The organism is Tritonibacter scottomollicae, assembly GCF_032924845.1.
GTDB classification, from domain to species: domain Bacteria; phylum Pseudomonadota; class Alphaproteobacteria; order Rhodobacterales; family Rhodobacteraceae; genus Epibacterium; species Epibacterium scottomollicae.
The window spans coordinates 3,327,884-3,352,412 of sequence record NZ_CP136704.1; the positions used below are offsets into that span (position 1 = coordinate 3,327,884).

At 61.5% G+C, this 24,529-nt stretch carries 20 protein-coding genes; 12 read left to right on the top strand and 8 right to left on the bottom strand.

Features of this window, described 5'->3' with window-relative positions; genetic code table 11:
• The first annotated feature begins 66 nt into the window (after nt 1-66).
• The 3 genes from R1T40_RS16525 to R1T40_RS16535 all read left to right on the top strand — a co-directional run bounded on the left by R1T40_RS16525 (nt 67) and on the right by R1T40_RS16535 (nt 4,168).
• Nucleotides 67-1,170 carry an extracellular solute-binding protein gene (locus tag R1T40_RS16525; RefSeq protein ID WP_317384896.1) on the top strand — a complete coding sequence of 368 codons (1,104 nt, stop codon included), beginning with the start codon at nt 67-69 and terminating at the stop codon, nt 1,168-1,170.
• A 136-nt stretch (nt 1,171-1,306) separates the two neighbouring features.
• Nucleotides 1,307-2,986, top strand: coding sequence for an ABC transporter permease (locus tag R1T40_RS16530; protein WP_317384897.1), 1,680 nt, complete (start codon nt 1,307-1,309; stop codon nt 2,984-2,986).
• A 6-nt stretch (nt 2,987-2,992) separates the two neighbouring features.
• Nucleotides 2,993-4,168: an ABC transporter permease gene (locus R1T40_RS16535; RefSeq protein ID WP_106162397.1), complete on the top strand. Its 1,176-nt coding sequence runs from the start codon at nt 2,993-2,995 to the stop codon at nt 4,166-4,168.
• Nucleotides 4,169-4,276: 108 nt separating this feature from the next.
• Here the strand turns inward: R1T40_RS16535 and R1T40_RS16540 are convergent, their stop codons facing one another.
• Both R1T40_RS16540 and R1T40_RS16545 read right to left on the bottom strand, forming a co-directional pair.
• Nucleotides 4,277-5,638, bottom strand: coding sequence for a lytic murein transglycosylase (locus R1T40_RS16540; protein WP_317384898.1), 1,362 nt, complete (start codon nt 5,636-5,638; stop codon nt 4,277-4,279).
• Nucleotides 5,639-5,745: 107 nt separating this feature from the next.
• On the bottom strand, nt 5,746-6,438 hold the full coding sequence (locus R1T40_RS16545; RefSeq protein ID WP_317384899.1) for a helix-turn-helix transcriptional regulator: 693 nt from the start codon (nt 6,436-6,438) through the stop codon (nt 5,746-5,748).
• A gap of 86 nt (nt 6,439-6,524) precedes the next feature.
• On the opposite strand from R1T40_RS16545, the gene R1T40_RS16550 reads away from it, so the two are divergent.
• Nucleotides 6,525-7,238, top strand: a complete 714-nt coding sequence (locus tag R1T40_RS16550) for a glutathione S-transferase family protein (protein ID WP_317384900.1) — start codon at nt 6,525-6,527, stop codon at nt 7,236-7,238.
• Between the two features lie 191 nt (nt 7,239-7,429).
• On the opposite strand, the gene rnr is transcribed toward R1T40_RS16550, so the two are convergent.
• From rnr to dapE, 3 genes are all read right to left on the bottom strand, one after another.
• On the bottom strand, nt 7,430-9,718 hold the full coding sequence (rnr, locus tag R1T40_RS16555) for a ribonuclease R (protein ID WP_317384901.1): 2,289 nt from the start codon (nt 9,716-9,718) through the stop codon (nt 7,430-7,432).
• A gap of 445 nt (nt 9,719-10,163) precedes the next feature.
• Nucleotides 10,164-10,586 carry a GNAT family N-acetyltransferase gene (locus R1T40_RS16560; RefSeq protein ID WP_106162392.1) on the bottom strand — a complete coding sequence of 141 codons (423 nt, stop codon included), beginning with the start codon at nt 10,584-10,586 and terminating at the stop codon, nt 10,164-10,166.
• Nucleotides 10,583-11,728 carry a succinyl-diaminopimelate desuccinylase gene (dapE, locus tag R1T40_RS16565; protein WP_317384902.1) on the bottom strand — a complete coding sequence of 382 codons (1,146 nt, stop codon included), beginning with the start codon at nt 11,726-11,728 and terminating at the stop codon, nt 10,583-10,585. Before dapE ends, R1T40_RS16560 begins: the two co-directional genes overlap by 4 nt.
• A gap of 463 nt (nt 11,729-12,191) precedes the next feature.
• Between dapE and R1T40_RS16570 the strand changes: the two genes are divergently transcribed.
• Both R1T40_RS16570 and R1T40_RS16575 read left to right on the top strand, forming a co-directional pair.
• Nucleotides 12,192-13,289 (top strand): Hint domain-containing protein, encoded by a 1,098-nt coding sequence (locus R1T40_RS16570; protein WP_317384903.1) that lies wholly within the window; start codon nt 12,192-12,194, stop codon nt 13,287-13,289.
• A 70-nt stretch (nt 13,290-13,359) separates the two neighbouring features.
• Complete coding sequence (locus tag R1T40_RS16575) at nt 13,360-14,427, top strand: transporter substrate-binding domain-containing protein (protein ID WP_106162390.1); 1,068 nt, start codon at nt 13,360-13,362, stop codon at nt 14,425-14,427.
• Nucleotides 14,428-14,446: 19 nt separating this feature from the next.
• Here R1T40_RS16575 and R1T40_RS16580 read toward each other — a convergent pair whose 3' ends face one another.
• Nucleotides 14,447-14,812, bottom strand: coding sequence for a hypothetical protein (locus R1T40_RS16580; protein WP_317384904.1), 366 nt, complete (start codon nt 14,810-14,812; stop codon nt 14,447-14,449).
• A 162-nt stretch (nt 14,813-14,974) separates the two neighbouring features.
• On the opposite strand from R1T40_RS16580, the gene R1T40_RS16585 reads away from it, so the two are divergent.
• The gene (locus R1T40_RS16585; RefSeq protein WP_106162388.1) at nt 14,975-16,555 is read left to right on the top strand and encodes a choice-of-anchor L domain-containing protein; all 1,581 of its coding nucleotides are present in this window, start codon (nt 14,975-14,977) and stop codon (nt 16,553-16,555) included.
• Here R1T40_RS16585 and R1T40_RS16590 read toward each other — a convergent pair.
• The gene (locus tag R1T40_RS16590) at nt 16,549-17,250 is read right to left on the bottom strand and encodes a GntR family transcriptional regulator (protein WP_106162387.1); all 702 of its coding nucleotides are present in this window, start codon (nt 17,248-17,250) and stop codon (nt 16,549-16,551) included. The genes R1T40_RS16585 and R1T40_RS16590 overlap by 7 nt on opposite strands.
• A gap of 78 nt (nt 17,251-17,328) precedes the next feature.
• Here R1T40_RS16590 and R1T40_RS16595 point away from each other — a divergent pair, with 78 nt between their 5' ends.
• On the top strand, nt 17,329-17,862 hold the full coding sequence (locus R1T40_RS16595) for a HutD/Ves family protein (RefSeq protein ID WP_317384905.1): 534 nt from the start codon (nt 17,329-17,331) through the stop codon (nt 17,860-17,862).
• Here R1T40_RS16595 and R1T40_RS16600 read toward each other — a convergent pair.
• Nucleotides 17,837-19,201 carry a formimidoylglutamate deiminase gene (locus R1T40_RS16600; RefSeq protein WP_317384906.1) on the bottom strand — a complete coding sequence of 455 codons (1,365 nt, stop codon included), beginning with the start codon at nt 19,199-19,201 and terminating at the stop codon, nt 17,837-17,839. The genes R1T40_RS16595 and R1T40_RS16600 overlap by 26 nt on opposite strands.
• A 77-nt stretch (nt 19,202-19,278) precedes the next feature.
• Here R1T40_RS16600 and hutI point away from each other — a divergent pair, with 77 nt between their 5' ends.
• From hutI to hutU, 4 genes are read left to right on the top strand one after another with little or no spacing between them, the layout of a single operon-like run.
• A complete protein-coding gene (gene hutI / locus R1T40_RS16605) occupies nt 19,279-20,496 on the top strand; it encodes an imidazolonepropionase (protein ID WP_317384907.1) in 1,218 nt (405 codons plus the stop codon).
• Nucleotides 20,493-22,016: a histidine ammonia-lyase gene (hutH, locus tag R1T40_RS16610; protein ID WP_317384908.1), complete on the top strand. Its 1,524-nt coding sequence runs from the start codon at nt 20,493-20,495 to the stop codon at nt 22,014-22,016. The genes hutI and hutH overlap by 4 nt, the downstream gene beginning before the upstream one ends.
• Nucleotides 22,013-22,789 (top strand): N-formylglutamate deformylase, encoded by a 777-nt coding sequence (gene hutG, locus R1T40_RS16615; protein ID WP_317384909.1) that lies wholly within the window; start codon nt 22,013-22,015, stop codon nt 22,787-22,789. Before hutH ends, hutG begins: the two co-directional genes overlap by 4 nt.
• Nucleotides 22,786-24,468, top strand: a complete 1,683-nt coding sequence (gene hutU, locus R1T40_RS16620; RefSeq protein ID WP_317384910.1) for a urocanate hydratase — start codon at nt 22,786-22,788, stop codon at nt 24,466-24,468. The genes hutG and hutU overlap by 4 nt, the downstream gene beginning before the upstream one ends.
• Nucleotides 24,469-24,529: the final 61 nt, after the last annotated feature.

Below are 24,529 nucleotides of genomic sequence, written 5' to 3' on the forward strand. Positions count from 1 at the left end.
GGCAAGACCAAAGGATCGGGGGACGAAACATCTGAAAATTAGTGTCTCAACAAGGAGAATACGAATATGAAACTGCGTAAACTGACGGCACTTGTCGCCACGACCGCACTCTGCGCGCCGATGGCCTTTGCCGCGGATATGGCGGATGAGATGACCATCGTGTCCTGGGGCGGAGCTTACTCCAACTCCCAGATCAAAGCCTACAACGAGCCCTATGCCGAAAAGACCGGCGTTAAGATCATCAATGACGAAAGCTCTGCCGAGGCTGTTGCCAAGCTGCGTGCAATGGACGAAGCGGGCAATGTGACCTGGGACGTTGTTGACGTCGTTGCGGCGGATGCGATGCGTCTGTGCGATGAAGGCCTGGCGATGGAAATCGACCCGGACGAGCATCTCGCCCCAGCACCTGATGGCACCTCCGCCGAGGAAGACTTTGGCGACCTGCTGGTGTCCGACTGCTTCATCCCGCAGATCGTTTATTCCACCACTTTCGGCTATCGTACGGACCTCGTGGGTGACACCGCGCCGACCAGCGTTTGTGATGTTTTTGATCTCGAAGCCTACCCGGGCAAGCGCGCCCTGGAAAAGCGTCCGATCAACAACATGGAATGGGCGCTGCTCTGTGATGGCGTTGCCAAGGAAGAAGTCTACGACGTTCTCGAAACCGAGCAAGGTCAGGAACGCGCACTGGCGAAGCTCGACACAATCAAAGACAACGTGATCTGGTGGTCCGCTGGTGCAGATACGCCGCAGTTGCTGGCAGATGGCGAAGTCGTTATGGGCTCCACCTACAACGGTCGTCTGTTCTCGGTGATCGAGGAGCAGGACCAGCCGGTTGCGATGCTTTGGGACGCGCAGGTGTTCGACCTGGACGGCTGGATCATCCCGGCAGGTCTCTCGGACGAGCGTAAGGCCCGTGCTCTGGACTACATCTACTTTGCCACCGATACCCAGCGTCTTGCGGATCAGGCCAAGTACATCTCCTACGGTCCGGCCCGTGCGTCTTCCGCACCGCTGGTTGGTCAGCATGCCGAACTGGGTATCGACATGGCGCCGCACATGCCGACCGATCCGGAAAACGCCACGAACACCTTCCTGTACAACTACTCTTTCTGGGCTGACTACCGCGACGATATCGATGCGAAGTTCCAAGCCTGGCTCGCTAAGTAATAGGGCGCACCGCCCGTACCGGAGAGCGATCTTCGCTCTCCGGTCTCCTCTTCGGCGCGGCATCGCATGACCCGCCTGCGGCGAAGAGATAAACCCCGCTCTCAAAAAACGACGCGGGAAGACAACAGGGACAATCATGAGTGACACAACTCAATCCGGCCCGGTCCTTGCGGCAGACGGTACGCCGCTGAAGCGCAGCCTGGCCCGTGCGTTGAGGATGCAGAAGGTGCGGGCCTTGATGCTTATCGCACCGCTTCTGCTCTTCGTTCTTCTGACATTCATTCTCCCGATCGCGGACATGTTGTTCCGCTCGGTTGAGAATCGCATCGTATCCGACACCCTGTCCGAGACCGTGGTGAGGCTGGAAGACTGGGATGCTCTCAGTGGTGAGACCCCGGATGAAGCGGTCTACGAAAGCCTCTATTACGATCTTTTCGTTGCAGCCGAGGCCAAGGAGCACACCAAACTTGGCACCCGACTGAACTACGAGCAGACTGGCATTTCATCGCTCTTCCGTGGCAGTGGCCGTAAAGTGGATGATATTGGCGAAGATCACGTCAAGGCCATCGAACGTGCCAGCGACGGGGCGCTGAAGGACGAGGCGCTCTGGTTCGAGATCATGACAGGCGGCAGCAATGCCGAGGGCAACACGGCCCTTCTGGACGCTCAGCGCTTGAAAATGGAACAGCTGACGAGCGAAAGTTTTGCGGCTGACATCGGCTTTGTGCCCGGCGCTGAAATCTCAGAACTCTTCCCGCGCATGGCTGTTGCCTATACGGATTTCGCACTCTTCACAGCTGTCGCTGACGAAGATGTCGTGGCTGAAGAAGATCCATGGGAAACGGTCTTCGTGGCCTTCGCGCACTCAGTTCAGGCAGACGGCGGTGCCGAGGCTTTGGCCAGTTACTCCGGTCCCGGAGCGGCAGAGCTTCAGGCTGCGGCTGCGGCCATCGCTGATCTGGAACCGATCGCGTTCAAAACCGCATTCCTCGAAATTGACGAGGATTGGGGCGACTTGGGCAACTGGCGGACGATGCGGACCTACAGTCCGACGTACACCAGCGGCTATTTTCTGAATTCCATCGACATGCAAAAGGGGCCTGAAGGCGCCGAGCCACGTCCTGAGAATCAGCAGATCTACATGACGCTGTTTGTACGCACGATGATCATGTCGCTGATGATTACCGGGTCCTGTATCCTTCTGGGGTATCCGGTTGCCTGGATCTTGGCGAACCTGCCGACACGCTCGGCCAACATGCTGATGATTCTCGTTCTGTTGCCATTCTGGACATCGCTGTTGGTGCGGACCTCGGCCTGGAAAGTCATGCTGCAGCAGCAGGGTGTCATCAATGATGTGCTTGTCTGGCTCGGACTGGTGGGCGACGACGCGCGCCTGGTGATGATCAACAACCAATTCGGTACTATCGTGGCAATGACCCACATCCTGTTGCCGTTCATGATCCTGCCAATGTATTCAGTGATGCAGACCATCAACCCGACCTACCTTCGGGCGGCGAAATCTCTGGGTGCAACCAATTGGACAGCCTTCTGGCGGGTTTACTTCCCGCAGTCGGTGCCCGGTATCGGCGCGGGTTCGATCCTCGTCTTCATTCTGGCGATCGGCTACTACATCACGCCAGAAATCGTTGGTGGTACTAAGGGTGTCTTTATTTCCAACCGGATTGCCTACCACATCTCGTCCTCGCTCAACTGGGGCTTGGCGGCGGCGCTCGGGAGTATCCTCCTGGCGGTCGTGCTGCTGCTCTACTGGGCATATGACAAGATCGTCGGCATCGATAATGTGAAGTTGGGATAAGACAACATGGCACTGACACCTGTTCAAAATCAGACCCCCGCCTTCACTGCCGCAGTGGCAGCCTGCGCGGGGGGCTTCTTCGGCCTCTTCGTTGGCACCGCGCAGGGATCGGGTCTTCTCGGTCTTGTGATCGGCGCTGTCCTTCTGGGGGCGATGGGCTTTGCCTTCACCCATATGCTGGATCAGCAGAAACCGATCCGCTGGGCGACTACTGCGATCTTTGGCGTGCTGGGCTTCCTGTTCGGCGGCCTGCCCGCAGCGGTACTCGGGTTGCTCTTTGGCTGGTTTGCTGGCTGGTTCACCTTCTGGCTCGCGACCTCCAGCTATCGCAAACGCCTGCCGCCGTACCTGACCCCCGGTCAGGTTCTGTGGCACTTCAGTTTTCGGGTGATCTGCGGCGCGATCTTTGTGTTCCTGATCACGCCGATCCTCGTGGTGATGCCGCTGAGCTTCAACGCCGAGAACTTCTTCACCTTCACCCCGGAGATGTTGCGGTTCGATCCGGAGGGCTACTCGCTCCGCCACTACAGGGACTTTTTCACCAATGACGACTGGCAGCAGGCGTTGTGGAACAGTCTGAGTATTGCGCCGATGGCCACACTGCTTTCGGTGAGCTTCGGTACCTTGGCGGCGATCGGTCTCAGCCAGCCACATGTTCCCTTCCGCCGGGCGATCATGGCGGTGCTTATCTCGCCAATGATCGTGCCGTTGATCATTTCGGCTGCGGGCATGTACTTCTTCTACAGCCGGATCGGCCTGCAAGGCACCTACTTTGGTGTGGTTCTCGCGCACGCGGCGCTTGGCATTCCCTTCGTGATCATCACTGTCACCGCAACACTGGTGGGTTTTGATCGTTCGCTGACGCGAGCGGCTGCGAATATGGGGGCGGGACCCATTACGACCTTCTTCCGGATCCAGATGCCATTGATCCTGCCCGGTGTGATCTCAGGTGGCCTGTTTGCCTTCATTACTTCGTTTGATGAGGTGGTTGTGGTGCTTTTCGTCGGTTCTGCCGGTCAAAAGACGCTGCCGTGGCAGATGTTCACTGGTCTGCGTGAGCAGATCTCGCCGACAATCCTTGCGGTCGCGACCATTCTGGTGGGGATCTCGATCTGCCTGTTGACGACGGTCGAATTCCTGCGCCGTCGGAGCGAGCGCCTGCGGGGCATGTCCCCCAGCTGATCCGGCGTACCTGCATGAAACAACAAAGCCCCGCTGAAAGGCGGGGCTTTTGGTTTGTGGGAAGCTGCGTGCGGGCACGACGAGGGCGAGAATGCCCGTTGGCCTGTGTCACCTCAGCATTTTCAGCAGGTCGAGCGAAGCATATCCATCGGGCATCACGTTTTTGGTCGTTTGATACGACCGGATCGCGGAGACGGTGTTGGGGCCGATCCGCCCGTCGATGCCTTGTGTTGAAAACCCGGCCTCGGTCAGCCGCTTCTGAAGTTCCTTGCGTTCGGTGAAGGTCAGGGCACGATCTCCGCGTGGCCAATCGCCTTGGATCTTTGCACCGCCTTTCAGCCGATCACTCAGGTGGCCGACGCCGATGACATAGGCGTCGGCGGTGTTGTAACGCTCGATCACGGCGAAATTCTTGAAAATCATAAAGGCCGCCCCTTTGCCGCCTGCGGGGAGCAGGATCGAGGCGCTGCCATGCTTGGCCACCGGTTTTCCATCCACCCCGCGCACGCCGAGTTTCGCCCAGTCGTCGGGGCTTTTCTTGATCTTGCGACTCGCCAGAGCGTAGTTGAAATTGCGGGGCAGGGTGACTTCAACGCCCCAGGGTTGGCCCTGAACCCAGCCGAATTTCTTCAGATACGCGGCGGTTGAGGCCAATGCGTCGGTTGGATTATCCGACCAGATGTCACGCTTGCCATCCCCGGTAAAATCGACTGCGTAGTCGAGATAGGAGGTCGGAATGAACTGGGTATGCCCCATTGCGCCAGCCCAGCTCCCGGTCATGTTGCGCGGTGCCACGTCACCGGATTGCAGGATCTTCAGCGCCGCAATCAACTGACTCTCGAAGAACGGACCACGCCGTCCGTCAAAGGCCAGCGTCGCGAGCGAGCGGACGATGTCCATGCTGCCGCGATAGCTGCCATAGTTGCTCTCCAACCCCCAGACAGCAACGACCACTTCCTTGTCGACCCCATAGGTCTGTTCGATCTGGTTCAGAGCGCCGCGGTTCTCACGAAGCGCTTTGCTGCCGCTTGTCACACGGGTATCTGAGGCCGCGCTGTCGAGGTACTCCCAGATCGTTTTGCTGAATTCGGATTGGTTCCGGTCGCGTTTGATCACCTTGGGGTCATAGGTCACACCGTCGAAGGCCTGAGACAGTGTGGCCTTACCAATGCCCTGCGCCTGCGCACGGGTCTCAAACCCCTGCATCCAAGTCTGAAATCGCAGGTTTGCCGCCGCTTCAGTTGGTGTCGAAGTTGAGGGCGTGGGGATGGCCACAGAACTCCGGGCCACGGGGCGGACGGTCGTGGCGGCGGCGATCTGCACTGGCGCCGGAGCGTCCTGACTTGTCTCAGGCCGCACCAGAGGGCGCGGTGTATCGCTCAAACTACTCTGACCCGATGGCGCTGCGTGCAGCAGACCCGCTTGGAATGCGACCCCGAGCCACAGCGCTGTTTTTGCCCAACTGCGCATGTTCCACCTCAATACCGTTTTATGATCTTTGGATCAGTGTAGCTTGATGCGGACGGGTGCAAAAGCGCTCTGACGCGACAGGCTGGCGGTCAGCGCGCCATTGCCGGTCAGTCGAAGGTCTGGCTGCGCAGATGGTCCAGCGCCTCGCGATAGAGCCGCACGCGATGCGGACGAAAGGAAACCTCCGTCACCACCAGGTCGCACATCCGGTCCAGTCGGAATACCCGGAAGCCTTGCCGCAGCAAGCACCAGGCCACCAAAACCGTGGATCGATCAAAGTAGACCAGACCCAATGGCTTGACTTGGCGCTGGGTGATCGCGCCCTGGGCATCTGCATACCCAAAGGCCACTTCGCATTCATCCCATGTGGCCTGCCTCAGCTGTGCGGCATCAACCGCAGGCAATATGGGTGGGGCAAACCTGTGGGCCGAGAGCACCGCATGTTGCAGCCTGTCCGCCTGACTCTGTGGCAGACGTGCGCGGAGCTTTTTCAGCGCGGTGCCGGCGGCTTCTGCCAAGTCCGGGTCGCCTCTTTGCTGCACTTCGCACAGCCCCAAGACCAGCGCTTCCAGCTCTGTGGCGCCAAAGCCGAGCGGCGGCAGTGTGGCATCTTCTATCAGGGTGAAGCCATATCCTGCTGCGCCGTCGATCACCGCTCCAAGCGCCCGCAACGCGTCGATGTCGCGGTGAATGGTGCGGCCCGAGACGCCGAGATCCTGCGCCAGCTGCTCGGCCGTCACCGGCGGCGGCAGCTGCCGCAGGGTTTGCATCAGACGAAAGAGGCGCTCTGTTTTGGTCATCTTCTGAGTGTGCCTTCTCCTGATGACAATATCTGTCATGAGCGACTTGTAGCACGGTCGCATCACATCCCAAATGGAGAGAGACGATGTTGACCCTACTCACGCACGGTGGAAACGACGAATTTTACAGCTTGAGCATGTTCTGCACCAAAGCGGCGCTGCTGTTGCAGATGTCCGGTGAAGCTTGGCAGCGGCAGGACGTGCACGACCCGGCAGAGCTGGCCTCGATGCCGCACTCAAAACTGCCTGTACTGAGCGACGAGACCGGTACATTGATCCCCGACAGCGAAGGCATCCGTCGTTTCCTCGAGCAGCGCGGTGCGGAATTCGATACGGGGCTGAGTGCAGTGCAGAAAGGTCAGTCACGCGTGCTCATTCGAATGGTGGATGAGGGGCTTTGGCTGCAACTCATGTGTGCTCGCTGGCTCGAGGAAGACGGTTGGGCCGGAATGCGGCAGACAGTCTTTGCCGGGGTGCCAGAAGCGCCGGTAAACGAATTTCGCGCAGGGGTTCTTGAAGGGCTGCACTTTGCGGGACATTCTCGTTTTGAAAGCTCGGAGCGGCTGGCGCGGTTGTCTCAGGACCTTACGGCGATTGAGGGGCTCCTCGGCGACCAGCGCTTTTTGTTCGGGGACGCTATGACGGCTGCCGATTGCTCAGCCGCGCCGATGTTGCAGGCGCTCGCTCGACCGCCCGCCGCGCCGCAGGTGGTAGATGTGGTTCAGCAACATCCAAGACTGCTGGCGTATATCTCCCGCGTCATGGACCGCGCCGCGCTGGAATTGCCCCGGGCCGCCTGAGCCCAGGCCGGCGACAGGCCCATCCGGGAGCCCTCCCGCGCGTTTCCCTAGCATCGGAAATGCAAGTTCTCCCCTTGGGCCGGGCAGGCCGCGCCAAAGGCGCGGCCTGCCCCCGGGCGATCCGCGGAGCGGAGCGCAAAATCTCCGGCGCTTGCCCCTGTGCCAATGGTTGCAAGCCGCTATTTGCAGTGTCACTTGCGCTTTCGGGCGACCTTGCGCTTCACCTTGGCAGCCTTGTGTTTCGCCTTTGCGGCCTTGCTGCGGGTCACGGTACGTCCAGCCGAGCTACGACGGTGACCACCCTTGCCAGGCCCGCCACCGCGTCCCTTGGGCAGTTCCGCATCTTCCAGCGCCAGTAGCTCCAGCTCCAGCCCGCCGGTAACAGGCGCCGCCTGTGTCAGGCGCACGGTCACCCGCTGGCCGATGGTGATAAGCAACCCGGTGTCGGAGCCCATCAAGGTGCCCGCATTCGGGTCGAAGTGGAAATACTCCCGACCGATGGAGCGCACCGGCACCAGCCCGTCGGCACCGGTCTCGTCCAGCTTCACAAAGGCCCCGAAACGGGCGATGCCGGAAATGCGGCCGGTGAATTCATTGCCCACCCGCTCTGCCAGATAGGAGGCGAGATAGCGGTCGGTGGTGTCACGTTCCGCCAGCATCGAACGCCGCTCGGTGGTGGAGATATGCGTGGCGGTGTCTTCCAGCCGCTCGACCTCTTCCACCGACAGCCCGTCCTTGCCCCAGCCATGGGCGGTGATCAGCGCGCGATGCACGATCAGGTCGGCGTAACGGCGGATCGGCGAGGTGAAATGCGCGTAATTGCGCAGCGCCAGACCAAAATGGCCGAAATTCTCTGGGTAGTAGTAGGCCTGCTGCATCGACCGCAGGGTGGAGATGTTGATCAGCTCCGCATCATCGGTTCCGGCGGCGGCGTTCAGCAGTGCGTTCAGATGCCGGGTCTGCAACACCTGCCCCTTGGCAAGGGTCAGACCGGCAGCGCGGGCGGTATCGCGCAGATTGTCGAGCTTGTCCTGACTTGGTTCCTCGTGCACCCGGAACAACAGCGGCTGCTGCTTCTTGATCAGGGTCTCGGCGGCGGCGACATTGGCCAGCACCATGAATTCCTCGATCAGCTTGTGCGCATCCAGCCGGTCGCGGAAATTGACCGAGGCCACCTTGCCGCTGTCGTCCAGCACGATCTTGCGCTCCGGCAGGTCGAGCTCCAGCGGTTGGCGGGTGCCGCGGGCGGACTTCAGGGCCTCATAGGCGGCATAGAGCGGTTTGATGACCTCCTCGAGGAAGGGCTCGGTGCGTTTGGTGACACGGCCCTCCATGGCGTCCTGCACCTCGCCATAGTGTAGCGACGCCTGGGACTTCATCAGGCCGCGCACAAAGCGATGGGCGATCTTGTTGCCCTCGGCGTCGATCTGCATGCGTACAGCCAGGCAGGGGCGCGGCACGCCTTCATGCAGCGAACACAGATCGCCCGACAGCCGATCCGGCAGCATGGGCACCATCCGGTCTGGGAAGTAGCTGGAGTTGCCGCGTTTGCGTGCCTCGCGGTCCAGCGCAGATCCGGGTGTTACATAGGCCGCGACATCGGCGATGGCGACCCAGATCACATGGCCGCCCGGGTTCTTGGGATCTTCGTCTGGATGGGCGAAACAGGCATCGTCGTGGTCGCGAGCATCTGCCGGGTCGATGGTGATCAGCGGCAGGTCACGCAGATCTTCGCGGCCCTTGAGACCCATTGGCTTGGCGCTGTCGGCCTCGCTTATGACGGCATCGGGAAAGTGGTCGGGGATACCGTGCTGATGGATCGCGATCAGCGACACCGCCTTGGGGGCGGAGGGATCTCCAAGCCGCTCGACGATGCGGGCCTTCTGCAGCCCCAGACGCGCCTTGGGACCGGCCTGTTCGGCCTCCACCAGCTCGCCGTCCTTCGCGCCGTGGGTATTGGCCTCTGGCACCTGCCAGTCGTTGGAGCTGGCCTTATCGATCGGCACGATGCGCCCGCCTTCGGAGCCGGCACGGTAGATACCGAGGATGCGCTTCGGATTGCTTCCGATACGACGGATCAGCCGGGCCTCGTAGTTGTGGTCCTCTTCCTGCACCACGGTGAGGCGGGCCAGAATGCGATCCCCTTCGCCAAGGGCCGGGTCGGAGGCGCGCGGGATCACCATGACGACAGGCTCCAGCCCCTCGCCATGCCATTCCAGCGGTTGGGCAAAGAGGTCGCCATTGTCGTCCGGCGCCTTGACCAACAGAACCGTGACCGGCGGCAGGCGATCAGGGTCGGTATAGCTGCGTTTGCGCTTTTCCAGATGGCCCTCGGCCTCCAGCTCCTTCAGGACGCGCTTGAGGTCGATCCGCTCAGCACCCTTGATGCCAAAAGCCTTGGCAATGTCACGTTTGGAGGTTTGGGTCGGGTGGGCGGAGATCCATTCGAGAATCTCGGCCTTTGTGGGTATACGCGCCATATCGTTGCCGTAGCACGGCGCGCAGGCGACGTCATGCTGAAAAGAGGTGTGGCGCAAAGGTCGGGCGCGCTCCCGCCCGTCGGGTCTGCATCATAGATGCAGCCCCTCCCGTTGGGCCGGGCTCCGCACCTTTGGTGCGGCGTAACGATCGCGCCATCGAGGTCTTGCAAGAAAGACCGGGCTGACGAAGACGCAGTGGCCGCGGTTTTCGGGGGCAGCGCGCCGCAGGCGCGCTGCCGGGCCAAACGGGCAGGTTTGCATTTTCAAAGCAAATCGGACGGGCGGGAGCGCTCCCGTGGTGGTCTGGAGTGGTCGATCAGCAGTCACGTCCACGTTTTTCCGCAAGCGAAACCAATAATTAGGAACGCCGCCAGGTATTGTGGGCGTTGTCAGACGGGCGTACGGCCAGCTCTGCGCCTATTGCTCACTGTCGCAAGCGGTTGACCTACAGAGGTTTCATCATGTCGCGGTGGTCGATACCAGCGTCGAGGTAGATCGGGCCAAAAGCCTCGAACCCGAGTTTTTCATAAAACCCCAGCGCGTGGATCTGCGCGCCCAGCTTGGCTTTGGTGACACCGTCGTGCTTGCTCGCTTCGGCCACGCAGGCTTCGATCAGCTTTGCCCCGAGACCTGTTCCGCGCCCCGGTTTCACCACGCAAACGCGACCGATCTTGGCGACATCATCCTGAAAGACAACCCGGGCCGTGCCAACGGGCGTACCATCCAGTGTTGCCAAAATGTGGGTCGCGGTATCGTCAAGCGCATCGCGCTCTTCTTCCACTGGCACGCCTTGTTCATCCACAAAGACCTCGAAGCGCAGCGTCAGGCAGGCGTCGAGGTCGTCGGTCACGGAGATGAGCAGGCTCATGCGAAATAATCCGATAGAATACGGGTGTAGATGGACTTCAGCTGGTGGATTTGCGCAATGTCGACGCATTCATCAACTTGATGCATGGTCTTGCCCACAAGGCCGAATTCCACCACCGGGCAATGCGATTTGACAAACCGGGCATCGGACGTGCCGCCTGTTGTGGACAGCTCTGGCACTTGATTGGTCTCGGTTTGAACTGCCTTTGAGACCAACGCCGACAGGTCACCGGGAGGCGTGATAAAGCTCTCGCCGGAAATCTGTACTTTCATGTCGATGTTCAGGCCAAAGTCATCCGCCACCCTGTCCGCTTCGGTCTGCAACCACTTGGTCAGCGATGCGCCGGAGTGCAGCTCGTTGAAGCGGATGTTGACGGCGGCGCGGGCTTGCGCCGGGATCACATTGGTGGCCGGGTTGCCAGTGTCTATGGTTACAATCGCCAGCGTGGAGGCATCGAAATGCTCGGAGCCTTCATCCAAAGTGTGACTGCCAAGGTGATCCATCAACCGTGCCATGCCGTTCAGCGGATTGTTTGCGCGGTGCGGATAGGCTGAATGCCCCTGCACGCCGGTCACGGTGAACCAGGCGGTCATCGAGCCACGGCGGCCGATCTTGATCATCTCGCCCATGTGGTTGGGGCAGGTGGGTTCGCCCACAAGGCAGACGGACATCTGCTCTCCTGCCTGCTCCATGTAGTCCAGAAGCGCGGTGGTGCCGTCCACGGCATCACCTTCCTCGTCGCCGGTGATCGTCAGCACAATGGACCCGTCAGGAGGGGTGTCGCGGACGAAGTCGATGGCGGCGGCAGCAAAGGCTGCAACGCCCGATTTCATGTCGGTGGCCCCGCGCCCGTACATCACGCCGTCAATGATTTCCGCAGCGAAGGGGTCATGGGTCCATGCGGCCTCGTCGCCGACGGGTACAACATCCGTATGCCCATTGAACCCAAAGGTTCTGGCATGCGCCTTGTCCCCCCAGCGGGCAAACAGATTGGAGACCTCTCCGCGATCAACGCGCGTGCAGGAGAAGCCCGCCTCGGTCAGAATACGCTCCAGTAGCGTCAGCGCGCCGCCCTCTTGGGGTGTGACCGAAGGGCACCGGATCAGATCGGCTGTCAGCTGAACGGGGTCTGTGGCGGTCATGCGGAGGTCTCCTGAGTTGTCCGGGCACCGACCTAGCGCGAATTGGCGGTCTCGTGCAATCGGCAGCATCGTCTGTGGCGTAAATGCTCGTGCTGGCGGGGTCGCGACAATCATGGCCCTGACAGGTGAAAAGGCACGTGCTAGGATGGAGAGAATAACAGACCGAAGCATGGAATGGGGCGGCGACAAGATCGCCCGCGTGCGTGACGAGCAGGTCAAGCATATCACTGAATAGACGCCCTGCCGGAGACTACGGTTCTTCGGGCATGCGTGACACATGTGCCTTTTTCTGCGCCGTGCATGGCCCCTGACCGGGAACGTCGGGACTGAAACTGAGGGACGCCCCGGGCATCAAAAGGCCGATCAACGTGCCGCCCGGGGCACGACATATACGCGCGGCGAGGTGCAGGATGACGGGCAACAGGTACAGGACAGAGTGCTCCGGCGTTGTGGAGGCTGGATCATGACGTGGCTGGGGCTCTGGCACCGTGATGCGCAGTATTTCGACCCGGCCGGGCTGACGCCCGAGGGAGAAAACAGCTGCCTTTTGCTGCGGGAAGCCAATGCGTTGCTGGCGCGCGGTGCGTTGGTGTTGGAAGTCGCCATGCCTGTGCTGCACAAGCCAGAGCCATTGATCCTTTTTGAGCGCGGCGGTGACTGGCCGCTGCGCTTTGCACTGTCGGCGGTGCCCGGTGGCGGGATCAACCTCGTTCTGGAGCAATATGGCACGGTCCTGCACAAGACGGTGAATCCAACCACGAAGGGCCGTGCGGATCGTGTGCGCCTGACCTACAGCTGGGATGCACCAGCCTTTCGCGGGCAGTTGGCACTGGAATGGCCGGAGGGCGGACGGGCCGAAATCGCACAGATCGAAGGGCCACGGCCCTGGCGGTTGGAAGATTTGCAGGCGCTGCTAGGCGGTGTGCCACAGTGCTATGTTGCGCCTGGGGTTGATTATATCGCGCTATCCAGCAATCTGGAGCCGGTCGGCCCGATGCCCGGACTGGCGCCGGATACGCCTGTTGATACGGAAGCGGGGCTGCGAAGGGTCGGAGATCTACGGCGCGGAGATCTGCTGCGCTGTGCCAGTGGTAAGCTGGTGCCCGTGCTGCATGTAGCAACGCGGCAGGTGCCGGCACTGGGGACCTTTCACCCGGTACGTCTGCGTGCGCCCTATTTTGGTCTGACACAGGATATCGTGGTTGCCCCCTATCAGCGCATGGTTCTGACGGGATCGGAGGTCGAGTATCTCTTTGGATGCGAGGCGGTACTGGCCCCTGCGGAGATGTTGGCTGGCACGCTTACCGCTCATCGAGAGCTGCGCCAGAAACCACTGACGACCTACACCCAGGTGATCCTTCCGGGACATGAGGTGCCAGTGGCCGCAGGACTGGGTGTCGAGAGCCTGTTTCTGGGGCGGCTCAGGCGGGACCGTCAGGCCCTGGCAGCGAGCCTCTTTTCCGATGTGGATCGCAACAGCCTGCCAGAACATGCCCAGCCCCGATATCCGGTCGTGCGCGCCTTTGATGCAGCAATTCTCGCGGAACATCGTACAGCCTGAGCGGAAGGGCTTGAAAAATACTATTCCTCCCCTCTAAGGCAGATCCGATGCTGCATGCGAGACTGACGCCATGACCCTGCGTTCCCTTTGGTTCTGCCTGTTTACATTCCTGATGAGCCTGCCTGCCATGCCGCTACGCGCGCAGGAGCAGGTGGTGGTCAATACGGTGACCCGCCCGCCCTTTTCGATGCCGCTGGGCGGTCAGGAGGTTGGGTTCACCATGGATCTGATGCGCGAGGTGTCGCGCCGTCTGAATTGGGACATGCGCGTCAAACGCGTCGAGAGCTTTGAGCAGATGCTGGAGGAAGTGGAGCGCGGCGAGGCGGATATGGCGGCGGCCAACGTCTCCATCACGGCAGGGCGCGAAGCGGTGATGGATTTCAGCCAGCCGATCTTTGAGAGCGGGCTGCAGATCATGCTGCATGAGGACGATGTCTCGGAGCCGAGCCTGATGGCGGCGCTGCTGTCCTGGGACCTTTTCGCAGCAATCGGCATCGCCTTTGTGCTGCTTTTGGTCGGTGGCATGCTGATGTGGCTGTTCGAGCGCCGCGCACAACCCTATTTCGACCGTCCACTGAAGGACGCCTGGTTCCCGTCTTTTTGGTGGGCTTTGAACCTAGTGGTGAACGGCGGATTTGAGGAACGTGTGCCACGCAGCTTCCTGGGGCGAATTTTCGGCGTCCTCCTGGTGTTGTCCTCGCTCTTTGTCGTGTCGGTCTTCGTGGCGAAGATCACCGCTGCCATGACGGTGGATGCGATCAACGGATCGGTCAATTCCGTCAATGACCTCTATGGCAAACGGGTGGGCACGATTCAGGGATCCACCGCCGCCGGCTTTCTGGATCGGCGCGAGATCGACTATGTCGCCTTTCCGGGACTCGACAAGATGCTGAAGGATTTCGAGGACGGCGACACGCGAATCGTGGTCTTCGACGCACCGGTGCTCAACCACTATGTGCGTACCGAGGGGGCCGGGATCGGGCACGTGATGGGCCGCACGTTCCTGACGGAATATTACGGCATCATCTTTCCACAGGGCTCGGAGAAGGTGGAGCCGACCAACCAAGTGCTGCTGCAGATGCAGGAAGACGGAACCTATGAAACCATCTATCGAAAATGGTTTGGGCGCAGGTCCTGATCTGCGCCAACAAGAGCGATCAGTGCAGCGCGCTGCCGTCTTTTGAGCTGTTCAGCTCGTCGCCGAAAAATGGCGTCACCTGAGCAACGATCACTGCGTTCTCATCCAGCGCACGCTGCATCAACTCGCGTTCTTCGTCTGGAATTTCATGGCCTTCTGCCTCACGCTCGGCAATGGTGCCGTAGCCTGTGACGTCGAGCGGTGCAGTGTCGGCCTGTTTGAGAATTGCGACCGTCTCGCGCACCGCTTCGGCTTCGTCGACGCCGGACGCATAAATCATGAGCGCAGCGCCGGTTGCACCCGCAGGCAGGCCGTCGCCATCCTTGCGACCGATTTGAACAAGCAAGGTATAGACCTGCTGACGAGAGGGCTTCTTTTGTGTCATGGGCCTGCATTAGACGGGTGCGGCAGGGAAGGTCAAACCAATTTGCTTGCCGGCTGATCCAAAGGTCGCCACAGTTTTGCCAACTTCCTCGGGCAGGGGATCGCTACGCGAGATTACTGCGCATCACGGGGATGTATTCGCAATACTGTGGGTGACAATGCTATGGCGACTGCTCAGGAACTGCCAATCGACACGGGTGCAACGGCTGACGAGATGGCCCAAGCCATGTTCGGCAATGGCATTGTCGTTGAATCGGCCAGCTATACGGGCGCCAGCGGGGCGTCGGGTATCTACAGCGATGGTGACGCGGTTGCGCCCAATGTGACGCCCTCCGACAGTGGTGTGATCCTGTCCACCGGCAACGCTCGCGACTTTACCAACAGTTCCGGCTCCACAAACACCAATACCAGCGCCGGCACGTCGACGAGCCACGGTACAGCCGGTGATTCCGACTTGGACGAGATCGCCGGAGCCACGACCTATGACGCGGCGGTGTTCGAGGCAGAATTTGTGCCGGAAGGGTCCACTCTGACGATGCAGTTCGTGTTTTCGTCCGAGGAGTACCTCGAATACGTGAACTCCGGTTTTAACGATGCGGTGTCGGTCTGGGTCAACGGGGTCGAAGCGCAGTTGGTGGTGGGGGATGGAAATATCACCATCAACAACATCAACGATTCTTCCAATCAGGATCTGTACGTTGACAACCCTGCAGGGACGGATCCCTTCAACACCGAGATGGATGGCTTTACCATCACGCTGAAGCTGACCGCGCCGGTAAACCCTGGCGAGACCAACGACATCAAGATTGCGATCGCGGATGGCGGTGACTCAAGCTACGATTCCAACCTCCTGATCGCTGGGGACTCGGTCCAGACAGCGCTGGTGGCGGGCGATGACGAGGTCGAGGTGCAGGAAGGGGATACGGTCAACGTCGATGTTCTGGCCAATGACGATCAGAGCAATGGCGCGCAACTGACCATCACCCACATCAACAACCAGCCCGTTACGGCTGGCAGTTCCGTCACCTTGGCCAATGGCGAGATTGTCACGCTCAACGCGGACGGGACATTCGACATCTCCGGCCAGGATGATGTGGACGATGATGAAACGACCACCTTCACTTATACGATCGAAGATGACGAAGGGAATTCCGACGTCGGGTTCGTCAACGTCACCACAACCCCCTGTTTCGTGGCGGGCACACTAATCGAAACAGACCAAGGCCCGGTCCCTGTCGAAGATCTGACGGTGGGGATGAGGGTTCTCACCCGCGATCATGGCGGACAGTCCATTCGCTGGATCGGGCGTAGCACCCGTGTTGCAGAAGGCGTGCAGGCCCCGGTGCGCTTTGCGGCCAATGCGCTGGGGGAGCATGACGAAATAGAACTTTCGCCCAGCCATCGTGTGCTGGTGCAGTCGGCCACCGCCGAGGTCTTGTTTGGGCAGGATGAAGTTCTGGTCCCTGCGCATCACCTGGTGAACGACACCTCCATTCGCCGCCGTGTGGACGGACAACCGGTCACGTATTTCCATGTTCTGTTTGATCGTCACGAAGTCATTCGTGGCAATGGTTTGGAAAGCGAGAGCTATCATCCCGGTGCGGCCAGCCTTGACGGGCTGGATGCCGAGACCCGCGCCGAGTTCTTTGCTCTGATGGGCGACAGCTGGCGGAGCTACAAAAGCATGTCGCGCCCAACGCTTAGGTCTTTTGAAACCAAGGCGCTGATTGGCAAGGCTCAATAGCGACTGCGCATGCGATAACCCGGGTGGAAGGTCATCCGGGCAAAGGTCACCGGCTCCTCCTGAAACCACGTTGATCGTTCCATCTGAAACAGTGCCGCACCGGGTGCGCAGGCCAGATACTCTGCCAGCGCCGCATCTGCGGATGTCGCACCAAAACTCACCTCGGCATTGGAAAACGGCACCGCTGCCAGAAGCCATTCCCCCGGGGGCGTTTCGGCGTAATCGGCCTCGGCGCTGTCAGGGACAGCCGCAATGTTGATCCAGCGATCCTCGAAATGGAAGGGCTGACCATCGGCGTAATGCATGCCTTCGAGGTGTAGCACCTCGGTCCCAGCCGCCAGCTGCATCTGCGAAATGACCCAGCCGGGTGCGACGCGCATCTCGCGCGATACCAAGGCAAAGCGGTAGGTGGCGTTGCGTTCCTCTACCAGCTTGCGAGAGGTTGCGATCTCCAGCTTGGCCTGCTTCACTGGCAATGTTGCAACCCGAGTGCCGCTCTTGCGTTTGCGATCGATCACGCCACGATCAGCCAGTTCGCGCAGGGCGCGATTCACGGTGGCGCGGGCGCAGCCGAATTCTTCTGCCAGTTCCGCTTCCGTCGGCAGCAGGGCGCCTTGCGGCCAGACGCGCGCCTCGATCCGCCGCATGACCTCGTCACGCACGTCCTGAAAGCTGATTTTCTTCTGCTGTGGCACCTCAGGGCTCCGCTTGAATAATAACTCTGGCTTATGTTCAATATGTCTGCATTAAACTGCGATTGTAAAGGAGAGCTCATGCGCTTTGATGCAACAACAGCGGAGCCCGTGCCGTGGAAGAACGGTGGCGGTACAACGCGGGAGCTTGCGCTGCAAGAACGGGCGGGCAAGCTGCTGTGGCGGTTGAGCCTTGCGGACATCACGCGGAACGGACCGTTTTCAGCCTTTCCGGGGGTGCAGAGAATCCACACCATCGTGGAGGGGCGCGGGCTCGACCTTCGCGGTGCGGATGAGGTGTTGCAGGCCAGACCGCTGAAACCGCTGCGTTTCGACGGTGGAATGCCATTGGACGCGACGCTCATTGGCGGTCCCTGCCGGGCCTTCAATGTGATCTACGATCCTGCGCAAGTTCAGGCTGATATGGTGGTGTTTGCAGAGAGCATCAGAGCTGCGGCCGGGGATATCCTCTATGCGATCACTTCCGATTTGACGCTGTCTGACGGTACCATCCTGACCGAGGGGCAGGGCATGCGCTGTCCGGTTGCCACCGAAGCGGCGACCTTGGGTTCAGCGGTGCGGCTTAGGTTTACATCGCTGCCAGAAGATCGCTGATCGCGGTGCGGTAATGCGCCACAATGGCGTCGCGGGCGATGTGGCGCCCACCCTGTACCATATGGCGCCCGGCGGCCCAGACATCGGTGACGCTTCGGTCGTCGGCGGCAAAACACAGACCGTCAAGAATCTGCTCCTCCGGCAGGCCGAACATTGCCGGGTGATTGCGATCAATGGCCACCAGATCCGCCAGCGCGCCGACCTCCAGCCGCCCAGCATCTCGTCCCAGCGCCTGCGCACCGCCCATGGCCGCGCCGCGGTAAAGCGTGTCGCCAACAGAGCCTTCGCCGGGCACCAGTACATTGCGGGCGAGATCCCGCAGTCGCTGGGAATATTCTAGCGTGCGCAGCTCCTCGACCAATGAAATCCGCACATTAGAGTCTGATCCGACCCCAAAGCGCCCGCCCTCTGCCAGATACTGCGGCCCATTGAAGGGGCCGTCGCCAAGGTTGGCTTCGGTCACCGGACACAGGCCGGCCACGGCGCCGCTGCGGGCCATGTCGCGTGTCTCGTCCTTGGTCATATGGGTGGCATGGATCAGGCACCACTGATCGTTGACCGGGGCGTTGTCCAGGAGCCATTCGACAGGTCGTGCGCCAAGCCAGGTCTTGATCTCGGCCACTTCGCGCGGTTGCTCGGCGATGTGGATGTGGATCGGGTTGCACTCGGCCACTGCCAGAACGGAGGCGAGGTCTTCGGGGCAGGTGGCGCGCAGGGAATGCGGCGCGATACCGACCCGTGTGTCGGACGGTAGCTCTTGCGCCGCGCCGCGGGCCTCGGCGACAAGCCGCGCGAACTGCTCAACGTCATTGCCAAACCGCTGCTGACCGCCAGCCAGCGTCTGCCGCTCGGCACCGCCATAGGTATAGAGCACCGGCAGATGGGTCAGACCGATGCCGGTCTGCGAGGCGCCCGCCATCACCCGCTGGCTGAGTTCGGTGAGTGTGTCATAGGCGCCGCCTCCGGGTTGGTGGTGGACGTAGTGGAATTCTCCCACTGAGGCATAGCCTGCCTCAAGCATCTCCATGAAGGTGAGCGCCGCAATGGCCTCGTAGTGCTCTGGCGTCAGGTGGTCGAGGAAGCGGTACATCAGCTCGCGCCACGTCCAGAAGCTATCCCGACCGCCTGCGCGATATTCGGTCCGCCCGGCCATGGCGCGCTGAAAGCTGTGCGAGTGCAGATTTGCCAACGCCGGCATCACGACGTCCACATGGGTATCGTCGGGTTGTGGCGCGGCTCCGAGGTCGATCCGCTGAAGGCGGCCGCCGTCGATGGTCAGACGAACATCACTAGCCCAACCCTCGGGCAAACAGGCGGTGGCGGCAAAAATTGTCTGCATCTGACCCTCTTATGTATAGACATAATGAGAATATGCGCATACCGTCTAAGGAGCAAGTGAATTCTAAGGGGGGCGATATGCGCGACAGATACGTGCTGACCGGGGCGAAGCTGGCCACGATGGAGCCAGGGGCGCCTTATGGGTTGATCGAGGACGGGGCGATGGCCGTTCAGGGCGACAGGATCGCATGGTGTGGACCGGCCGATGCGCTGCCTGACTCCTATTCCGAATGGGCCGCTGAGGATCTTGGCGGTCGGCTGGTTACGCCGGGGCTGATTGATTGCCACACCCATATCGTCTTTGGCGGCGACCGCGCGGGCGAGTTCGAAATGCGGTTGAACGGTGCCTCTTACGAGGAAGTCGCCCGCGCTGGGGGCGGCATTGTCTCCACCGTGACGGCAACGAGGGCGGCGGATCTGGATGCATTGGTAGCGGGTGCACTGCCGCGCCTGGATACACTGATCGCCGAAGGGGTGACCTCGATCGAAGTGAAATCCGGCTACGGGCTCGACCGTGAAACCGAACTGACCATGCTGCGTGCGGCGCGTCGGTTGGGCGAGCTGCGGGATGTGACGGTGAAGACCACTTTCCTCGGCGCTCATGCCGTGCCGGCGGAGTATGCGAATCGCGCCGATGCCTACCTCGATGAGGTCTGCCTGCCGACCCTACGCGCCGCCCATGCCGAAGGGCTGATTGATGCGGTAGATGGATTTTGCGAGGGGATAGCCTTTTCCGCCGAACAAATCGCGCGCGTGTTCGATCTGGCGGCAGAACTGGGCCTGCCGGTGAAGCTGCACGCCGAACAGCTGTCGCATCAGGGCGGCAGCAAATTGGCCGCCGAACGCGGCGCGCTGTCGGTGGATCACGTGGAATACGCTACCGAAGACGACGCCCGCGCCATGGCGGCGGCGGGCTCCGTTGCGGTGCTGCTGCCCGGCGCTTTCTACACCATCCGAGAGACGCAACTGCCGCCGATGGAGCATTTCCGTGCCCATGGCGTGCCGATGGCGCTGGCGACGGATTGCAACCCCGGCTCCTCACCGCTGAGCTCGCTTCTGCTGACGCTCAACATGGGCTGCACCCTGTTTCGTCTGACGCCCGAAGAGGCGCTGGCGGGTGTGACCTGCAACGCAGCCCGCGCGCTGGGCCTGTCGGACCGGGGCCGCATCACCTCTGGCCTGCGCGCCGATCTGGCGATCTGGGATGTAACCCGCCCGGCAGAGCTGGCTTACCGCATTGGCTTCAACCCGCTTCACGCCCGCGTAACGGGCGGCAAACTGGAGACCCGCACATGATCGAGATGATCCCCGGCACAGTCACCCTCGCTACTCTGGAAGAAATCTGGCGCAAGGGCACCCCCGCCCGTCTGGACCGCTCCGCCCGCGAGGGCGTCGAGGCGGCTGCCGCCATGGTGGCCGAGGCCGCCGCGGGCGAGGCACCGGTCTATGGTATCAACACCGGATTTGGCAAACTGGCCTCGACCAAGATCGCCGCCGGAGACACCGAGACGCTGCAACGCAACCTGATCCTCAGCCATTCCTGCGGGGTGGGTGAACCGCTTGCGGAAGATAAGGTTCGGCTGATGATGGCGCTGAAGCTGCTGTCGCTGGGTCGAGGTGCCTCCGGTGTGCGCTGGCTGGTGATCGAACAGATCGAGGAGATGCTGGCGCGCGGCGTCACCCCCGTGGTGCCCTCGCAGGGCTCTGTTGGGGCGTCGGGCGATCTTGCCCCGCTGGCACATATGACCGCGGCGATGATCGGTGAGGGCGAGGCGACCTTCGAGGGCGCGCGTCTGACCGGAGCCGAGGCGCTGAAACGCGCCGGGCTGGAGCCGATCGTGCTGGGCCCGAAGGAAGGCCTCGGCCTGATCAACGGTACGCAGTTTTCCACGGCTTGTGCCTTGGCGGGACTGTTCCAGGCGCTGGAGCTGGCGCGCGCCTCGATGGCGATCGCCTCGCTCACCACGGATGCGATCATGGGCTCCACCGCGCCGCTGGTGGCGGACATCCACACCCTGCGCGGTCATGCTGGTCAGATCGACGTGGCGACCCAGATGCGCGACATCATGCAGGGGTCGGAGATCCGCGAAAGCCACCGCGAGGGCGACACCCGCGTCCAAGACCCCTACTGCATCCGCTGCCAGCCGCAGGTTGTGGGCGCGGCGCTGGATGTCCTGCGCATGGCTGCCCGCACGCTGGAGGTCGAAGCCAACGCGGTGACCGACAATCCGCTGGTGCTGGTCGAACAGGGACTAATCGTTTCAGGCGGCAACTTCCACGCCGAATACGTGGGCTTTGCTGCCGATCAGATCGCTCTCGCCGTGGCCGAAATCGGCGCGATCGCGCAGCGCCGGGTGGCGCTTATGGTCGACCCGACCCTTAGCCACGACCTGCCGCCCTTCCTGACACCGAACCCGGGACTGAACTCCGGTTTCATGATCGCCGAGGTGACGACAGCTGCGCTGATGAGCGAGAACAAGCATCTGGCCAATCCCTGCGTGACCGATTCCACGCCGACCTCCGCCAATCAGGAAGATCACGTTTCGATGGCCGCCCATGGCGCGCTGCGTCTGGCGAAGATGACCGCGAATCTCTCGGTCATTCTGGGGGTGGAGATGCTCTGCGCGGCGCAAGGCGTCGAGGCGCGTGCGCCGCTGAAAACCTCTCATAGGCTGCAGGATCTGCTGGCAATGCTGCGCAGCGAGATCCCCAGCCTGGGCGATGACCGCTACCTCGCGCGGGAAATCGAAGGGGCCAGCGCAATGGTGCGTGCGGGACGCGTGGGTGATGCCGCGGGCGTGGAGGTCGCAGTATGATCGAGGTTTCGCAAGGCACCTCTCCGTTGGTCCTTGGTCTGCCACATACTGGCACCGAGGTGCCTGAGGATATCAGCGCAAATCTGAACGCGCAGGGTCGGGGGCTGGCCGATACCGACTGGCACATCCATGACCTCTATGCCGGGCTGGCGGACGGGGTGACCACCGTGCGCACACCGATCCATCGCTATGTGATCGATGTGAACCGCGACCCCTCTGGCGTCAGTCTCTATCCCGGGCAAAACACCACCACGTTGGTGCCGCTGACGGATTTTGACGGCAACCCGATCTGGGAGCATGAACCGGATGCGGCAGAAATCACCCGTCGCCGAGACACATATCACGCACCCTATCACGCTGCACTGACGGCGGAGATGGAGCGGGTCAAGGCACTCCACGGTTTTGCCATCCTCTATGACTGCCACTCGATCCGGGGCGACATTCCGTTCCTGTTCGATGGCCGCCTGCCGGATTTCAACGTCGGCACCAACCTCGGCACCACCTGTTCCCGCGATCTGGAGGTGATGGTTTTCAATCACTGCCAGCAGGCCGAGGGCTATACGTCGGTGCTGAACGGTCGCTTCAAGGGCGGCTGGACCACGCGCCACTATGGCCGCCCGAACGAAGGCTGGCACGCGATCCAGATGGAGCTGGCTCAGGCCACCTACTGCGACGAGACGCCGCCCTGGCGTTACGATCCAGCGCGCGCCGACCGGATGCGCGCGCATCTTTCCCGAATTTTGACTGACCTGACTCAATGGAGGCCCGCATGAGCGATCCGCGCAAGAACACCCGTGACATCTACCCCGCCACGGGCACCGAACTGACCGCAAAGTCCTGGATGACCGAGGCACCTTTGCGGATGATGATGAACAACCTGCACCCCGATGTGGCCGAAAATCCGCATGAACTGGTGGTTTACGGCGGCATCGGTCGCGCCGCACGGACCTGGAAGGATTTCGACCTGATCGTCGACAGCCTGCGTGATCTGGAAGATGACCAGACGCTGATGGTGCAATCGGGCAAACCTGTTGGCGTGTTCCAGACCCACAAGGACGCGCCGCGTGTGCTGATCGCCAACTCCAACCTGGTGCCGCATTGGGCCAATTGGGACCATTTCAACGAGCTCGATAAGAAAGGCCTGATGATGTACGGCCAGATGACCGCAGGGTCCTGGATCTACATCGGTACTCAGGGCATCGTGCAGGGCACCTATGAGACCTTTGCCGAAGCGGGCCGTCAGCATTTTGACGGCGACCTGACCGGCAAATGGATCCTGACCGGCGGCCTTGGCGGCATGGGCGGCGCGCAGCCGCTGGCGGCCGTGTTCGCAGGCGCCTGCTGTCTGGCGGTGGAGTGCAACCCGGACTCGATCGATTTCCGCCTGCGCACCAAGTACCTCGACGAGAAGGCCGAGACTCTGGACGAAGCGCTGGAAATGATCGAGCGCTGGACCAAGGCCGGTGAGGCGAAATCCGTGGGCCTTCTGGGCAATGCCGCGGATGTCTTTGCAGAGCTGGTGGAGCGCGCAAAGGCCGGCGGCACATGCCCTGACATGGTGACCGACCAGACCTCGGCTCATGATCCTGTGAATGGCTACCTGCCGCAGGGCTGGACCATGGCTGAGTGGAAAGAGAAGCGCGAGACCGACAAGAAAGCGGTGGAAAAGGCCGCTCGCGCCAGCATGCGCGTGCAGGTAGAGGCCATGTGTGCCTTCCACGCCATGGGCGTGCCCACAGTGGATTACGGCAACAACATCCGTCAGGTGGCGCTGGACGAGGGGCTGGAGAACGCTTTTGACTTCCCCGGTTTTGTGCCCGCCTACATCCGCCCGCTGTTCTGCCGTGGCATCGGCCCGTTCCGCTGGGTGGCCCTGTCCGGTGATCCGGAGGACATCCGCAAGACCGACGCCAAGATGAAGGAGCTGTTCCCCGAGAATGAAGGCCTGCACCGTTGGCTCGACATGGCGCAGGAACGCATTGCCTTTCAGGGTCTGCCGGCTCGGATCTGCTGGATCGGTCTGGGGGATCGTCACAAGGCGGGGCTTGCGTTCAACGAGATGGTGCGCACGGGCGAGTTGTCGGCGCCGGTTGTGATCGGTCGCGACCACCTCGACAGTGGCTCCGTGGCCTCGCCGAACCGCGAGACAGAGGCGATGATGGACGGTTCCGACGCGGTGTCGGACTGGCCGCTGCTGAACGCGCTGCTGAACACCGCATCCGGTGCCACATGGGTGTCGCTGCACCACGGTGGCGGTGTCGGCATGGGTTTTTCGCAGCACTCCGGCGTGGTGATCTGCTGTGACGGGTCCGAGGATGCGGATCGCCGCATCGGGCGCGTGTTGTGGAATGATCCGGCGACGGGCGTGATGCGACACGCCGATGCGGGATACGACATCGCCAAGGATTGCGCGAAGGAACATGGACTGGATCTGCCCGGCATTCTCGACTGAACCAGCTGCAGCGAAAAAAAAATTCATGGGGGCTTCCTACGGAGCCCCCATTTTTGTGCAC